Origin of the sequence: Agrobacterium sp. CMT1 (assembly GCF_037203725.1) — a bacterium.
GTDB lineage: Bacteria > Pseudomonadota > Alphaproteobacteria > Rhizobiales > Rhizobiaceae > Agrobacterium > Agrobacterium pusense.
Window position 1 is genome coordinate 1005909 of record NZ_JBBCAR010000007.1, and the last position, 15518, is coordinate 1021426.

Below are 15518 nucleotides of genomic sequence, written 5' to 3' on the forward strand. Positions count from 1 at the left end.
ACCGAACGCTCCCCGGCGTCCTGGGCAAGATGTAATCGACCCTCGGCACTGCGATGAAATCGATAAATAGTATGAGCGAACATCCACGCGGTGGATATCGCCTACCGCTCCTGCGGCCACACTGCGACCAAAAGAAGTGTTGCCCCGGTTGTCGCAATAGCGCTCAAGACCACTCGCGCCTGAAACGAAAGCGTCGGCGGGTGCCAAGGCATTCCTGACTGCCGCTTGGTCGGACCAACCGGATCGATATGGGCAGCACCGTTAGTGGACATGTGTTTATCACGGCGAATTTCCGCCAGCTTATGGCGAATGCGAATTGCGAGGAGCACAGCCAGATAGGCCGCGGTTAAGAAAGCCAACACCGCCGCCAGGCGCAAGGCGTTTTGTTGGGCAAGGACCCAATTTTGCGAAGCAATCGCGATGCCGTCGATACAGGCGCCGAACAGGGCCTGGCCGGTGAGAGCGCCCATCGAATTGACTGCCCCAAAAAGGACGGTGAAACTCAAGAGTTCTCGGCTGCCTTTCTGCAGCGCGCTCGTGATGCCTAACACCAGCGCGGGCCCAAGAAAAAACATGGCGGCGAATGAGATCACCGCTTGGGACAGGTAAAACCAGGGCAGATGGTCAAGGCTCGTGGCGGAGCTGTCGGCAAGTGTCGCAGCAGCTATCGCGGTGACCGCCAGCGTCATGGGGATCGCCAGTTTTTCGACATTTGCCGTTATTGCGCTCACGATCACGCCCGCAACAGCGCCGACAAAGGTGACGATCGAAAGTGCTCTGAGGTGTTCGTCGCTGCCTCCCAGCGCCGTTAAAAATCCGGTTGCAACATTCTGTTCGGCAAGGACGATCCTGGCCATGAGAATTGCAAAACCAAAGCGGACAATATCACCGCTCCCAAGCCAACGCAGGTTGAGGAGAGGTGTGGTCCGGTCGTTCTCGAGTATTAGCGCGGTGATGATCACTGGAAGCGCAAGCGACAGAAACCAGATTATCCAAGGCGCCTCGAACCATCCTTCCAGTCGTCCGAGCCCCAACACTGCTGCAATCATAGCGAGGCTACCACCCAAGAGCAGAAAGGTGAGGAAATCCAAAGGTTCGAATGCTCGCTCTCGCTCGGCGGGTGGCAGCCGAAATGCACCGACGGCGGCGAAGGAGAGAAATGCAAGCCCGGCTTCGAACAGAAATATCGACTGCCAATGCGCGCTGACAGACAGCCATGGCGAGACGACGCTTGCGAGCGGGAACGCGCATTGCGAGATACCAAGGCCAAGTATGAGGCCCCGGATGCGCCAACGGTCTGGAAGGGCCTGCATCACGTAGAACAAGGACAACGGCGTTAACGCCGCCGCAACAAAGCCGCTTGCAGCCCGGATGGCAAGTGTGAGCCAGTGATCTGCGGTCAACAGATGGGTAAGGGAGAGGAGGGCATACAGGCCAAGGGCAAGCTGCGTGAATACACGCAGGCCATATTGCTGCCGGAGCTTGATCAGCAGCATATTGGCGGAAATATTGGTCATGGCATAGGCCATTGGCAGCCAGGCCGCTTGAACGGAGCTCAACGCCAAGCCTGCCTGTAGTTCCGTGATGTTGACCATGACCAGCGCGTTGCCAAGCCCGCCTGTCAGGCCGACCAGAATTGCAACGAGGGCATAGGCGGTCCGCAGCGTCAGGGCATGCTCAGGCGTCGCCGGCGACCCAGCGACGACTGGTCTTTCATGCTCGGGAAAGTCCCATGTTTCCTCACGGAAAAAGCTGCCAACTCGTCGCGTCAGTCTCATCATCGTGCTCTCTTGTTCGATTGACCGCATCAATCCCCCGCAGTCTAACCCAACTTCGATGGCCTGCGGCGTTGCTGGTTTGGCAACATAAGGTTCGAACTATCGCGACTTGCTGCGAGCAGTCATTCGCTCAAAATCAGCGACATCATTCGAGGCGCCCTTCATTCGCAATAGAGCGGATGGGCGCCCTTAACTTCAGGAGGCAAAGATGCTTCACAGGTCCATCAGCAGGATTACGACGACACCGCCTCTCGGGCCCGGTTTCGCAGGCGAGCGGCACAAGGCGGCCCTCGTCGTCGCGCCAGGAGATTTTTCCGCAACTGATCCGTTCTTCTTGATGGCGGACGACCATGTGACCGGGGAGGGGCAATTCGGCGAGGCCCACCCACATGCCGGCCTGGAGACTGTTACGTTCATGCTTGACGGCACGATGGCAGATACCGGTGGGCGTCTAATTGAGGGCGATGTGGAGTGGATGACCGCCGGAAGCGGCATCGTCCATTCGGAAGATGCCCAGGTCTCGACAGGAATGCGTCTGTTTCAGCTATGGCTGGTTCTTCCCGAGCAGGACCGCAATATGGCGCCAAGGGTGCAGATCCTGAGGCGCGATAAAATGCCGGGACACCGCGGCGATGGCTTCGTGGCGACCGTTTACAGCGGCCGCTCGGCAGGGATCGTCGCGTCGACGAAGAATGCCGTGCCCGTAACCCTGGTCGACATTCGGCTTGAGGCGGGAGCCGAGTTTGAGCAGGTTTTGCCGTCATCCTATAATGGCTTTGTGGTGGTCATCGCGGGCGAAATCGAAGCAGGCACCGGAGCGACGACGCTAACGACGGATAAGGTCGGTTGGACCAATCCGGTGGCAACTGACGGTGAAAGCGCCATAAGGCTGAAAGCGGGTGAAGATGGCGCGCGCGTGCTTTTGTATGCAGGCCAACCGCAAAAAATCCATGTCGCAGCACAAGGCCCATTTATCGCAGGCTCCGAAGAGGAGCTTGCCGGCTACTATGCCGCATACCGCCAAGGCAAATTCCCGAATGCCGGCACGATGCGACCTGCCTGATCTCGCTTCCAGCCGCCACGAAACCACAAGGGGTTTCGTTATCAGCAACCCGACGTTCCGCCATTGCTGTCTTTAGCCGTTCGACAGCACGGATATGTTTGCGAACAGCAGACCCGCAAACGGGCTGAGAACACAAGCCGCTTCACCACCACTCGTTCGAAACTCAAGCGGATTTCATCAAGCCTTCCGAACATGGATCGCCCCTGGTCCGTGAGCGGGATCACTCGCCCCGGCATCCACAATCAGCCCATGGAGGAACAGATGACCCAATCCGCCACCGCAGCCGTACTGGAAGAAAAAAACGGCCCCTTCATCCTCCGTGAAGTGAAGCTTGAGGCGCCGCGCCCCGACGAAGTGCTCATCCGCATGGTTGCTACGGGCATCTGTGCAACCGATGCGCATGTCAGGCAACAGCTCATGCCGACGCCGCTCCCCGCGATCCTCGGCCACGAAGGCGCCGGCATCGTTGAACGCGTCGGATCGACCGTATCGCATCTCAAGCCCGGCGATCATGTCGTTCTTTCCTATCACTCCTGCGGCCACTGCAAGCCCTGCATGTCTTCCCATGCGGCCTACTGCGACCACGTCTGGGAAACGAATTTCGCCGGCGCCAGGCTCGATGGAACGATCGGCGTTGCAGCGTCCGACGGGAACAGGCTCAATGCGCACTTCTTCGGTCAGTCCTCATTCTCCACATATGCGCTCGCTCACCAGCGCAATACCGTCAAGGTCCCGGACGACGTGCCGCTTGAACTGCTTGGCCCGCTCGGTTGCGGCTTTCAGACCGGCGCCGGCTCTGTCTTGAAGGCGCTCAACGTGCCGGTAGGCGCATCTATCGCCATCTTCGGTGTAGGGGCAGTCGGCCTGGCGGCGGTCATGGCTGCAAAGATTGCCGATGCGGCTGTCGTTATCGCCGTCGATGTCAGTACCGAACGGCTGAAACTCGCTTCCGACCTCGGCGCGACGCATTGCGTCAACCCGCGTGAACAAACCGATGTTGCCGCAGCGATCAGGGATATCACCTCTCGCGGCGTCGAATACGTTCTCGACACGAGCGGTCGGAAGGAGAACCTCGATGCCGGCATAGGCGCTCTTGCTCCGATGGGGCAGTTCGGTTTCGTCGCCTTCAATGACCATTCGGGCGCGGTCGTCGATGCCTCCCGGCTCACGGTAGGGCAAAGCCTCATCGGGATTATCCAGGGCGATGCAATTTCCGGCCTGATGATTCCGGAACTGGTCGGTCTTTATCGAAGCGGCCGTTTCCCCTTCGACAGGCTGCTCACTTTCTACGACTTCGCCGACATCAACGGGGCGTTTGACGATGTCGCGGCGGGGCGCGTGATCAAGGCTGTCCTGCGCTTTCCCCCGCAAGCCGCTTAACCACCCACTTCTTTCGATATTGCGAACATTGAGGATTGAGTAAATGTGCGACCGACACCAGAAGCTGATCAGAGCAACCGACGAGCCCAACTTTTTCGGGATCGACCATTACGGCTTTCCGGAGGCCGGGGAGCACCCGGCTGATCCGCCGGGATATTATCCTGAGTATTTCTCCTCCGACCGCTTCCAGAGGCTCGGCTACCATGTCGAGGAGCTTCGTGGCGGTTTCTATTGGGTCACCAGCGGCGGCTATGACGCGGCCTTCGTCGTGACCAGCGATGGTGTCGTCGCTATCGACGCACCGCCGACGATCGGTGAAAACATGCTGGCCGCGATCGAAGACGTTACGGACAAGCCGGTAACGCACGTGATCTACAGCCATTGGCACACCGATCACATCGGTGCCGCTTCGGTTTTCGGGCCGGATGTCGAGATCGTCGCGCACGACATCACCAGGGAATTGCTGGAGCGGTTCCCCGATCCAAACCGACCGGTGCCAACCCTGACATTCCACAAGGATCATCTGCTTGTCGTCGGCGGGGTGACGTTGGAACTCTCCTACAAGGGCGAGAACCACTGCCCCGGCAATATCTTCATCTATGCGCCAGCGCAAAAGGTGCTGACCGTCATCGACATCGTCAGTCCCGGCAGCGCCACCTTCATGCATTGCGACGCATCGCAAAATATCACTGGCTGGTACGAAGCCCAGAAGCAACTGATGGAATATGACTTCGATTTCCTCGTCGCCGGCCATCACATGAAATACGGGACGCCGGAAACGGTCGCGGCTTCAATCGAATATTTCCAGGACGTCCTCGACGGAGCGCAGGCGGCCGTGGATCGATTCAGCCGGTCGGATGCGCTCGTGAGCATCCTGGAGGGCGCCGGCTGCGACCAGGTGTTTTCCGGCACCGAGAACTGGATCAATTCTATGGCCAATTTCGCCACGAAATACGTCCTGGAAAAGAAGAGCAGCAATGGCCAGCTCTGGTCCGAGCGGCTTGCCGGCGTGACGACCCAGACGAAGTACCACGCCTATACCGTGCTGGAATCTATCCGCTTGGAAAGGCCCCGGCCGAATTACCGTTTGCGGGGCGAAAATCCGCCACCGTTCCTGACCTGACCGGGTTCGTCCGCCACCCCAACCCGGAATCGGGCGGGCAAGGCCTGCCCCGATATATGCGGAGGTCGCCACTCAAAGGGCGGGCCAGATCTCGCGCACCCTTGCAACGTCAGAAAGACAAGTCAATGACCACGATTTCCGCAAATAACTGGATCGACGGCACCTTTGTCTCGTCTTCCAAACGCGGCCGCTCCATCGATCCAGCGACATATGAGACGATCGGAGATTATCCGGACGATGGCGGAGCGGCCGCGCACTCTGCCATCGAAGCCGCAAAACGCGCATTCCGCGAAACCGCCTGGCGCGACGATGCTGAGCTTCGTGCAAGGGTGCTCGATCAGATGGCATCGGCAGTCGAGCGAAATCGCGAGCGCCTGATCGACATCCTCTCGCTTGAAAACGGCAAACTGCTCGGCGAGGCGGCGCTGGAGATCGATGGTAGTCCGAGCAAGCTTCGATACTGGGCTGCTATGGCTCGTACGGAGGCAGGGCGAGCGACATTGCCCAAGCCCGGCAGCCTCTCCGTGATTCTGCGCCAGCCGATGGGAGTAGCGGGGATTATCGTTCCCTGGAATTCTCCTGTCATTCTTGCGGTCCGCTCCTTCGCTCCAGCACTTGCTGCCGGCTGCGCGGTCGTCGTTAAGATGCCCGGCCAGGCAGCGCAGATCGCCAGCGTCCTTGCCGAGATCCTCGCGGAAGCGAACGACCTGCCGGGCGGTATCTTGAACATGTTCATCGAAAGCGGCTCGGAGGGCGCAGCGCGTCTGGTTGAAAGCCCCGATGTGCCGACAATCAGCTTCACGGGAAGCACGCAAACCGGCCGTACCATCGGTGCCGTCGGTGCGAAGAGAATGAAGCGGTTCGGGTTGGAACTCGGTGGCAAGGCTCCGATGATCGTATTTGACGACGCTGATATCGACGCCACGCTACCGGTTCTCGAAAAGGCACTGACCATCTTTGCCGGCCAGTTCTGTATGACGGGCTCGCGGCTGCTCGTACAGAATTCGATCTACGAACGGGTCCGCGACGGCCTCGCCGAACGGCTGCGTGCCGTCAAAGTCGGGCCGGCATCCGATCCGGCAAGCGATATGGGGCCGCTAATCGATAAGCAGAACGTCGCCCGCGTCGATAACGTGGTGAAAAATGCACTGTCAGCGGGTGCAACTGCGGTCGTTCGAGGAGGTCCCGTGACACAAGGCCCTTTGGCGAAAGGTGCTTTTTTTCGCCCTTCGATGCTGGAGGTTTCCGACAACGGCCTGCCGGTCGTACAGCAGGAAACATTCGGTCCTGTGATAACCATCCAGCGGTTCTCAGATGAGCGGGAAGCCGTCGTGCTTGCAAACGATAACGACTTTGGCCTGTCCGCCTCGGTCTGGACACGGGACCTTGACCGCTCGTTACGGGTCGCACAGGCGCTCGAAGCCGGAACCGTGTTCGTCAACGACTGGGCCAAGGTGTATGACGGGACGGAGGAGGGTGGCTTCAAGCAATCCGGTCTCGGGAGGCTGAACGGCGTTGCCGCAATCGAGGACTTTATCGAGTACAAGCACATCGCTCTTAAGCCGGGTTTGTTGCGATAAAAGGAGCCAGTTGGTCAGAAGGTGTGTTTCCTTTAAGCCAGCGCATCGATTGCTGGAGCTTCAATTGAAATTCGCATTCGGTCTTCCGGCGTAATCTCCACTTAATGTTACCAATCCAGTTTGGCTGACCGATGCAGACATCTGACAAAATTGGTCGGCATCTCCTCTGATTGAATACAGCAACTTCCGAGAGGATAATGATTTGCAAGACAAGGTCGACACTTTGATGCAGGCGGAAAGAACTATGATGGATGCGATACATGCAGCCATCATCCAGGCGGCAAAGGAATCGGAGGCTGCATTTCAGCCACTTGGACCACCAACCACCGCCCAAGCCTACTTCGCGGATGCCGCCATGCGTCAGCTGTTTTTGCACGTGTGTGGTGCGAATGCGGACACGGCCAAGGGTGGTGATCCCGACCACGCCTGGGAAATACTCTATTTGGGGCGCGGCACGGCCCGCTATTGGGAAAAAGAACGCGGAATTCGGTCGAGACGCCGAAAGCCAGAGAGCCATGCGGAGCTCGAAATAGAGAGACGCGAGAAATCTGCCCTTGCGCTAAGCGCTCAGAAGTTCGCAACCGACACTGTTATCCGCGCACTGGTCGAACATGCCAGCATTTCCGACCCCGATCTGCGCGATCGTATAGCGGCCTCCGTCAAGCCGCGTGTCAGCGTCACCGATCCACTTTCGCAAGTCGGGCAGGAATTCCGCGATTTGGCTAAGGTTTCGCTCGCCCGCCTTATTGGCACGGCCACTTGAAAGCCATCGGCAATACGGAGCCACCGCCCGCTATCCGGTCAAGAGCGCCTGGTCCTGCGGTTCTCCTTGCCGGTCGTGATCTTCAATGGACGTTAGGATTACGGCACCTTGGGTTTCTGAGACTTAGAGTAGCCGGTCTTAAAGGTGCCGTGTCTTGAACTCCCGGCGGCGGTTATTGAGCTCGACGAGCGGCAGTCATTACACCTCACGTTCGAATTTCTCATACATGAAGTTCACCAGCGCGCGCACTCGAGCGATGCCTGCGCGCGCTGGTGGCATCAATATATGCAAATCTGCTCCCGCGTGACTATAGCCTGGGACGACGACTTCGAGCTCACCTCTGGCAAGCGACTCTTGAACCATGAAGAGGGGCAGTACCACGATACCAAGTCCGCCGCGCGCCGCGGCAAGCATCATTTGACCGTTGTCTGTGCGGAATTGTGAGTTCACGCGGACTTGTTCCCATCCATCCGGACCTTGAAAACGCCAGCTGACCGTATCGAAGGAGTAGAGTATGGCGTTGTGCGCAGCCAGTTCAGCGGGCTTTGAGGGGCGCCCTCTGGCTTCCAGATAGGAAGGACTGGCGACGACAGCCCAACGTACCTTTGCAAGTTTTCTCGTGATCAGCGCGGAATCGGGTATGCTTCCGATCCGTACGGCCAAATCATACGCCTCTGCGACAAGATCCGGCTGACGGTCTTCAAAGCGGACATCGAAATGGATCCTTGGGTGGAGGAGGGCAAACTCTGCCAGCAGCGGAGCGAGACAGAACTCTCCGAAAGCGACGGGAACCGAAACTCTAACCTGACCAGATGCTTCGGTCGTCGACCTTACGACCATCTCCTGCGCTGATTCCAGTTCGGCCAACCCAGATGCTGCTCTTACATGGTACTCGCGGCCGACGTCTGTAAGGGTTGTTCCCTTTTGGGAACGTGTGAGGAGCGTTGCGCCTAGAAAATTCTCCAACCGACTGACCCGGCGGCTGACGATCGATTTAGCGATACCCAAACGGCTAGCCGCACCAGCGATACTCCCAGTTTCGACCACCCGAATGAAGGAGATCAAGTCCAAGATCTCGACAGACTCAGGTTCCGACATTAGCAACTCCCCCCTCAGGTAAGTGCGGCTACTGCAACATCGGGTGCGCGAAATTGTCAAGTCTCCACGTTCGGTGCTCACACTGACGTCCTACAGCGACCCCTGCAGGTCGAGCTGAATAAACGAAACGGGCAAGTTTGTACTTGGTAAAATTCGGCGTCCGCCGTCGCCCTGGAAACCGAGCAGTATGGCTGCAGCGGCTCATTGGAGCGTTGCCGCATCGACCTCACCTTGGCGGATCGCATAACGCTGCATAGGGTGCTGGCATCGTTCTTTTTTCCGCAACAATGGGTTTCGCTTTGGCAGCCTATTTTTCCCACGATCGGGGTCGCATGATTGAATTGATAGAAAAGCCAGGAGAGAAAATTGAACCTCCCAACGCATAATCCCGATAGCCGCAGTATGACGGTGCAACTTCTTGCAAAACGTCGGACACAGTATTTTCTGGGCAAAAACATCGCGTTCTCTGACAAAGAGATTGATGCAATTATTCGCGAGGCGGTTCGCCTGTCACCCTCAGCCTTTAATTCGCAAAGTTCGCGCGTTGTGATCCTGCACCGCGATGAAAATCAGAAACTCTGGAACATCGTGAAATCGGAGTTGAGTCATATCGTTGAAGGAGAGCCTAGGATGCACGCCTTCAGAAAAATCGACAGCTTCGCTGCTGGAGCAGGCGCAGTTCTTTTCTTCGAGGACCGAAATGTGGTCAGGATATTACAGGATCAGTGGCCTTTGTACGCTGATCACTTTCCAGATTGGTCCGAGCAAGCCTCCGGGATGGCGCAACTTTCGGTCTGGATCGCGCTTGCCGGCGTGGGAATTGGAGCCAGTCTTCAGCATTATAACCCGCTGGTTGACGCAAAGATCAAAAGGCATTGGGACATACCGGAGACATGGCGGTTACGCGCGCAAATGCCGTTCGGCTCCAACGAGGCACCTTTTCCAGCAAAGACGACTATCGCCGATGGTGACCGCTTTCGAAGCTTCTTTCGCTAGACCTGCCGAAGAAGGGCGATGCCTGATTATTTGATGTATTTAGATGCTTAGACAAATTGGACCGCAGTTTCAAGGTTCAAATGCCATCAAGAGCTAGGGATCGGCGGAGGTGTGTCTCATGGTCCATCGGACTGTCGGGCATCGGATGCATTTGCCAGCGTGACATCCGGTCCGCGCGTTGTCACGAAACGCGGCTGTACAAAGTTTTTTCACTGGGCCAACAGTTATTACACCGAGCCCAAACCACGAGCTCCAATCCTAAAAAACAAAGCCGCTAATTGAGATTGAACGCCATGCATGGTTCCATGCCGGACGCGTAGCTGATTCCTCCCCGTCGATGCCAAACCGCGATCCGAGAGGCCCATGTCGATTTCAGATACGATTTTCCGCCCCTTCGAGACGCTGATACGGCCGCTCGACATTCCCTTCCGACCGCTGCCGTCGAAAGGCGCCGTCGCGGTGCTGTTGCATTTCATTGAGATGTTTCGTGGCGTCCTGATTGCTCTCGCCCTGTGTTCCATGGCGGTGGAAGCCATCAATCTTTCGATCATCTGGGGGCTGTCCGTCATCGTCGATGGTGTGACGGCGCAGGGAGCAGAAGCTTTTCTGCGCAAGGAATGGCCGCTGTTGACCTTGCTTGGGCTGTTGATTTTCCCCGCGATGCCCATAGCGTCGTTTCTTCTTAACACACTCACCTCACACACGCTTGGCATTGCGATGCCTGCGGCCATCCAGTGGCAGGGCCACAAGGCCGTGGAGCAGCAGGATCTGGCATTTTTCCATGAGCTTTATGCGGGGCAGGTCGCCTCGCGTCTTTCGCAGGTCTCGTCAGCCGTTCAGCAGCAGATTATCAACGCGTTTCAGATCGGACCGCGTTTCCTGTTGCAAATGATCGGCTCTCTTGCGCTCCTTGCCGCCTTGTCCTGGCAGCTGGCGCTGCCGGTGTTCATCTGGATCGTGCTCAATGTAGTTCTCGCCGTCGAACTTGCCCCGGTCTTCTCAGAACGGTCACGGCGCTCGGCGAAACAAAAGAGCCTTGTCTCGGGGGCGATCACCGATCTCTACAGCAATATGCAGATGATCAAGCAATTTGCCGCCGAGGACAGCGAGGCAGGCGCAATCCGCCGCATACTGATGAAAGCCGTGCAGACGCAGCATCGGGAACAGCGTGTCTATCGCGCATCCGAGCTGGCGGTGGTTGCGCTCAACATGGCGTTGTGGCTGGCGATCCTGTCGGTGGGGCTTTCCGGTCTGGTGAAAGGCTTCATCACGGTCGGAGAATTCGTCGGCGCGGTTTATATATTGCAGCGGTTGTCCGGGCACACATTCACCTTCCTGCAGATGGGCCAGCAGATATTCCAGGCGATCGGTACGATCAAGGATGCCATGCCTGTCATGACGACGCCGCCGACGATTACGGACAGATCCGACGCGGCGGAACTGAGCGTTTCGCATGGGAACATCGAGTTCGACCATATCCGCTTTGCTTACAAGTCAGGCAGACCGGTGATAGATGATCTGTCGCTGACCGTGCGCGCCGGGGAGAAAGTCGGCCTTGTGGGGCTATCAGGTGCGGGAAAAACGACGCTGGTCAATCTGCTCCTGCGTTTCTATGACATTCAGGAGGGCGCCATTCGCATCGACGGGCAGGATATTCGCGAGGTCACGCAGATGAGCCTGCGCCGCAATATCGGGGTGATTGCCCAGGACGTGGCCCTGCTGCACCGGTCGGTAGGCGACAACATCCGCTACGGGCGCCCAGAGGCAACGCAGGCGGAGGTGGAGAAGGTGGCTAAAGTGGCGAAGGCGGAGGGCTTCATTGGCGATCTTGCCGACAGCGAAGGACGAAAAGGGTATCAGGCCTTCGTTGGAGACCGAGGCATCAAGCTTTCCGGCGGGCAGCGCCAGCGGGTCGCCATTGCGCGCGTGTTGTTGAAAAACGCGCCGATCCTGATCCTCGATGAAGCCACCTCCGCCCTTGATAGCGAGTCCGAGGCCGCCATTCAGGACAAGCTCAATCTTGTGATGGAGGGCAAAACGGTCATTGCCATCGCCCATCGCCTGTCGACCATTGCCCGGATGGATCGCATCATAGTGCTGGATCACGGCCGGATTGTCGAAGAGGGAAGGCCCGAGGAACTGGTCGAGCAGGATGGAGTGTTTGCGCGGCTCTGGAAACGCCAGATTGGTGGCTTCATTCCCGAAGATGAGGGGGTGACGTCGGAGGCGGTGGTGGACCGAAGCTGAGAGCGGAGAGCTTCGTTATTTGTAAAGAGGTTACGATGAAAACCGATTGGAAGTCGGTCAGAGGCATGCTGAATGCAGCAATCGACGCCTGCGAATGTATTGAGGCGCTGCAGTATGCCGAGACTGACCGGGAGGCCATGATCGATATCGGCGGACAAAAGGTCAGCGTCCATGATTTTCTGGTGACCGCGTGGACATACCCGGAGAAGCTCCGTTACCAGATCATACGCTACCAGTGAATGATGCAACGTCACCTCTTTGTGTTATTCCTCCTGGCGCTGACCCAGATCACCGGCTGGGGCGTGGTGAGCGTTTTGCCGGTGATCGCGACGACGGTCGCGGGAGAATTCCGAACCTCGCTGCCGATGATTTTTGTCGGAACCTCCGTGATGTTCGTCGCTATGGGGTTCACGGCCCCTTGGACAGGCCGTGCGTTTCGCAGACTTGTTCCGCGTTCTGTTATGGCTACCGGAGCCGGGATGATCGCGGCGGGGCTTTGTCTGCTGGCGCTGTCTCCGGACCTTTGGGTATTTTGGGCCGCTTGGGTGTTGATTGGGATTGCAGGCGCGATGTTTATGACGACGTCAGCCTATGCCTATATCGCGGATTACGCAGGGGATAGGGCGCGGAGCCTTATCGCTACACTGATGCTGGTAACGGGTCTGGCGGGTAGCGTCTTCTGGCCCATCACTGCCTTCCTCGACGGTGTGGTTGGATGCGCCAGTCTCGGCATTTGTGAGTCCTCACCGGTTTCAGGGGCGGTTTCGGCTCTGGTGCCGCCGGTCAGGGGAGCTGCAACGCTTTCAACCGGCAGGTTTGACAAGGCTGATTTCGGTTTTGCTGTCGAGGACGACATGCAGGTCCCTGATCATGCCGGCTGCCTGCAGCAGGGCGTTTCGCACTTCCTCATCGCTGCGCCATCCGAGTTTGACAGAAAGGGCGACGGTGTGGATGTTGAGGAGACTGTCGCGGCCGGGGCCGGATGGAATACCGATTGTTTCGCGCATGTCGCGTATTGTCGTGACGGCCCGTTTGAGCATACGACGCTTCTGCCAGCTGTCGAGGTGATCGAGCCTGTTGGCGGCGCGGACTAGTTCGGCAATGAAACTGTTCGTCGCGGTCATTGTGTGAGGTTGCCGGGTCGGCTGACGGGCGTCAATGGAAGACCCTGAAGGTGGGCTTTTGGCCACAAAGTTGGCACCAGGATGTGACGCCGATGCATCACGGCGCGTGGACCCGGCAGGGTCGGGAAAGCTCCTCGATCCCGGATCTGGATGCCCAGAAAGTTGGGAGACAGGTTAGATTAGTCGTAGACAGGCTCTAACCCAACTGAGGACGTTCAGTTGCCAGATCCCGGGTCGAGCTCGACAAGCTGCGTCACTCATACCGCACCTTTCATGGCGGCATCGCTTGCCAGTTCGATTTTTCCATTCTCCTCGCCATCCCAGAACTCGATCGTGCGTGCCGACACCTTGATCAGAACTATACGTGGTGTGTCGGCGCCCTGCGGAAACCACCTGTCCAGTCCACTAGTCCAATGGGCGTCGAACTCGGGCCTCTCTCTGATCAGGCTCGCCTGACCGTTGACAGAAACAAATATTCCCGGTTTGCCAAGAATACCGGGTGGAGCAGTGAAAGTCAGTGTAACCGACGAGTCTTTGACTATCTCCTGGACTTTCTTCGTGTCTTCATAGGAGAAGAACCATGAGTCACCATCATATTCCACATCGCCGTTGTTGCTCATTGGTCGACTATTGATCTGCCCGGCGGGATCGTGTGTGTTGAACATGCAGAAGTCGATCTTGCTGAGTTTTCTGGAGAGCTCGCTTATCTTCATTGGTCAATCCTTTTCTTACATCACGAATTCAACCATTTTTGAGGTCTGAGGTTCCGCCGGTCGCAGCGCATGACCGTGATACGTGAGAAATACGGGCTGTTCGCGAGGCACTGCTCGCCTTCGGGAAGCCAAGGCTTCCATATCTCGACCGTGAGCGAAGCATTGTTCACTGGCGAAAATTTCGGCCAGGCTGATAATTTTTGAAGCGCGAAGGCGATCGTTAGCGGCAGGTTTATATAATGAGCGCCAGACAGACGCCTGTTAAAAGGAAAGTCTTGTCATATAGCGGGTGACCCGTGGGGGAGGCAGCCGTGATGATCACGTTTGTGGGTGATGATGGAGAAACTGTGCAGGCGAAGAGAAGGTGAAGACTGCCACGGGCTCTGAGGGATCACCTGAGCGCATGGCGCTGGTTGCCCTGTCAAAGGCCTCAGCGAGGGCCGTTCGTGTCGAAACCGACAATACGCCTATAGCCCTTGCCATAAAACACTCGATACTCGAACAGGTGCGAACCCAGTCATCTTGCAAGTTATATTCTGCGAACGGATAAGGACCAGAACGTATCGTCTCAATTATTGTCCGACCTAGAATGACGCGCCTCGTGCTTTAACGAGGAAGTCCCGACCATAATTCTGGCTGCCCCCTCATAAAGCGGGAGTCCGAGCGAGTAGCCGCGTAGAGGGATAACGCATCATTTTTGTTGGCGATTTTCTCTCTGGTTTCCATCAAGCCGTAGCAGGGGGATAATTTCATTTATAGACCGATTATTGGCGATTTTTGAGTAATTTCCTAAGAGTTCTTCATTGAAGGATATCTCATTCGGAACGGGAAAATACCTCACACCAACGATTTTTTGTTCCCGTTCATCCCCGCCCCGTGTGCCTCACTTATACTGCCCTTGTTGTGTGAAGAGCCGGAAGACGTTCCGGTTTTGAAACGGAGCCAGCGCCGGTTGTGAGAGAAAGGCGTCACTCTCATATTTCGGGTGCTGACAGAGATTACCGTCTGGCAGTGACCGGAGGAGAGATGGAATTTGGTTTGTGGTGGGCCTTTCTATTTCTCCGAAACGCATTGGCTGAAGGATAAGCTCTGGCAGGCATAAACCGCTGAAGCGGGGCACTGATAAGTGTCTTTATTTTCCACAGGCGGCAATTTTCAGTGCCCCATTGCAATGCCCATCGAGCTGAAAGGCTGATGGAAAAGAGATGAAGTTCACAACACGGTCGCAGCTGCGTCGCGTGATAGGAAAGGTGTGTTCAAATGGTTCTCTATGAAATGTACGTCCTTGCAACTCGTGCAGATACTGCCCTGATGAGGAGGAGGCTGGCACGATCTCTTTATGCCAGGGCAAAGCTTCGAAATCGGAAGCTCAAGAAGCAATATTTACGCAACCAGAAGGGAAGCTTTGAGTCGATGGCCGACAGCAAGAGGGCAGGCCAGTTGCGATCTGGGCGACTTTCATAAACATATATTTACATAATAACCAACGCAAAACATATAAAAAATATGCGCTGGTGGATTGTATATTTTTGACTGAAAGCGGATGAGAATCTGCGAGCAGAACTGATTTTATGGACCTGCGATTTGCGGATTGCGGGCCAATTACGCGCAAATATATGAATTTTATGTTGAATTTGCTGATATGAAAGGAGA

At 56.9% G+C, this 15518-nt stretch carries 12 protein-coding genes; 9 read left to right on the plus strand and 3 right to left on the minus strand.

The genetic code is table 11. The annotated features are described in order from the left end of the window. Positions 1–101 precede the first annotated feature (101 nt). On the minus strand, positions 102–1781 hold the full coding sequence (locus WA845_RS13215; RefSeq protein ID WP_162719164.1) for an MFS transporter: 1680 nt from the start codon (positions 1779–1781) through the stop codon (positions 102–104). A 334-nt stretch (positions 1782–2115) separates the two neighbouring features. Here WA845_RS13215 and WA845_RS13220 point away from each other — a divergent pair, with 334 nt between their 5' ends. The 5 genes from WA845_RS13220 to WA845_RS13240 all read left to right on the plus strand — a co-directional run bounded on the left by WA845_RS13220 (position 2116) and on the right by WA845_RS13240 (position 7687). Then, the gene (locus tag WA845_RS13220) at positions 2116–2841 is read left to right on the plus strand and encodes a pirin family protein (protein WP_337322365.1); all 726 of its coding nucleotides are present in this window, start codon (positions 2116–2118) and stop codon (positions 2839–2841) included. Between the two features lie 261 nt (positions 2842–3102). After that, complete coding sequence (locus WA845_RS13225; RefSeq protein WP_112554302.1) at positions 3103–4221, plus strand: alcohol dehydrogenase catalytic domain-containing protein; 1119 nt, start codon at positions 3103–3105, stop codon at positions 4219–4221. 43 nt (positions 4222–4264) lie between these two features. Beyond that, the gene (locus WA845_RS13230; protein ID WP_337322366.1) at positions 4265–5344 is read left to right on the plus strand and encodes an MBL fold metallo-hydrolase; all 1080 of its coding nucleotides are present in this window, start codon (positions 4265–4267) and stop codon (positions 5342–5344) included. A 125-nt stretch (positions 5345–5469) separates the two neighbouring features. Then, positions 5470–6924, plus strand: a complete 1455-nt coding sequence (locus WA845_RS13235; RefSeq protein WP_112554306.1) for an aldehyde dehydrogenase family protein — start codon at positions 5470–5472, stop codon at positions 6922–6924. A gap of 202 nt (positions 6925–7126) precedes the next feature. Continuing rightward, positions 7127–7687, plus strand: a complete 561-nt coding sequence (locus WA845_RS13240) for a hypothetical protein (protein ID WP_337322367.1) — start codon at positions 7127–7129, stop codon at positions 7685–7687. A gap of 198 nt (positions 7688–7885) precedes the next feature. On the opposite strand, the gene WA845_RS13245 is transcribed toward WA845_RS13240, so the two are convergent. Further along, complete coding sequence (locus tag WA845_RS13245; RefSeq protein WP_112554310.1) at positions 7886–8785, minus strand: LysR substrate-binding domain-containing protein; 900 nt, start codon at positions 8783–8785, stop codon at positions 7886–7888. A gap of 402 nt (positions 8786–9187) precedes the next feature. On the opposite strand from WA845_RS13245, the gene WA845_RS13250 reads away from it, so the two are divergent. The 4 genes from WA845_RS13250 (at position 9188) to WA845_RS13265 (ending at position 13122) form a co-directional block, all read left to right on the plus strand. Beyond that, complete coding sequence (locus tag WA845_RS13250) at positions 9188–9781, plus strand: nitroreductase family protein (protein WP_112554312.1); 594 nt, start codon at positions 9188–9190, stop codon at positions 9779–9781. Between the two features lie 363 nt (positions 9782–10144). Next, complete coding sequence (locus tag WA845_RS13255; protein WP_112554314.1) at positions 10145–12028, plus strand: ATP-binding cassette domain-containing protein; 1884 nt, start codon at positions 10145–10147, stop codon at positions 12026–12028. A gap of 35 nt (positions 12029–12063) precedes the next feature. Continuing rightward, positions 12064–12267, plus strand: a complete 204-nt coding sequence (locus WA845_RS13260; protein ID WP_337322368.1) for a hypothetical protein — start codon at positions 12064–12066, stop codon at positions 12265–12267. 3 nt (positions 12268–12270) lie between these two features. Further along, entirely contained in the window at positions 12271–13122 is an 852-nt protein-coding gene (locus WA845_RS13265; protein WP_337322369.1) for an MFS transporter, read from the plus strand. Positions 13123–13409: 287 nt separating this feature from the next. On the opposite strand, the gene WA845_RS13270 is transcribed toward WA845_RS13265, so the two are convergent. Beyond that, complete coding sequence (locus WA845_RS13270) at positions 13410–13865, minus strand: pyridoxamine 5'-phosphate oxidase family protein (RefSeq protein WP_337322370.1); 456 nt, start codon at positions 13863–13865, stop codon at positions 13410–13412. Between the last annotated feature and the right edge of the window lie 1653 nt (positions 13866–15518).

Excerpts from the sequence above, each read along its gene's own strand:
- WA845_RS13215 (WP_162719164.1), bottom strand. The coding sequence starts at position 1,781 with ATGATGAGACTGACGCGACGAGTTGGCAGCTTTTTCCGTGAGGAAACA.
- WA845_RS13220 (WP_337322365.1), top strand. The coding sequence starts at position 2,116 with ATGGCGGACGACCATGTGACCGGGGAGGGGCAATTCGGCGAGGCCCAC.
- WA845_RS13225 (WP_112554302.1), top strand. The coding sequence starts at position 3,103 with ATGACCCAATCCGCCACCGCAGCCGTACTGGAAGAAAAAAACGGCCCC.
- WA845_RS13230 (WP_337322366.1), top strand. The coding sequence starts at position 4,265 with ATGTGCGACCGACACCAGAAGCTGATCAGAGCAACCGACGAGCCCAAC.
- WA845_RS13235 (WP_112554306.1), top strand. The coding sequence starts at position 5,470 with ATGACCACGATTTCCGCAAATAACTGGATCGACGGCACCTTTGTCTCG.
- WA845_RS13245 (WP_112554310.1), bottom strand. The coding sequence starts at position 8,785 with ATGTCGGAACCTGAGTCTGTCGAGATCTTGGACTTGATCTCCTTCATT.
- WA845_RS13250 (WP_112554312.1), top strand. The coding sequence starts at position 9,188 with ATGACGGTGCAACTTCTTGCAAAACGTCGGACACAGTATTTTCTGGGC.
- WA845_RS13255 (WP_112554314.1), top strand. The coding sequence starts at position 10,145 with ATGTCGATTTCAGATACGATTTTCCGCCCCTTCGAGACGCTGATACGG.
- WA845_RS13260 (WP_337322368.1), top strand. The coding sequence starts at position 12,064 with ATGAAAACCGATTGGAAGTCGGTCAGAGGCATGCTGAATGCAGCAATC.
- WA845_RS13265 (WP_337322369.1), top strand. The coding sequence starts at position 12,271 with ATGCAACGTCACCTCTTTGTGTTATTCCTCCTGGCGCTGACCCAGATC.
- WA845_RS13270 (WP_337322370.1), bottom strand. The coding sequence starts at position 13,865 with ATGAAGATAAGCGAGCTCTCCAGAAAACTCAGCAAGATCGACTTCTGC.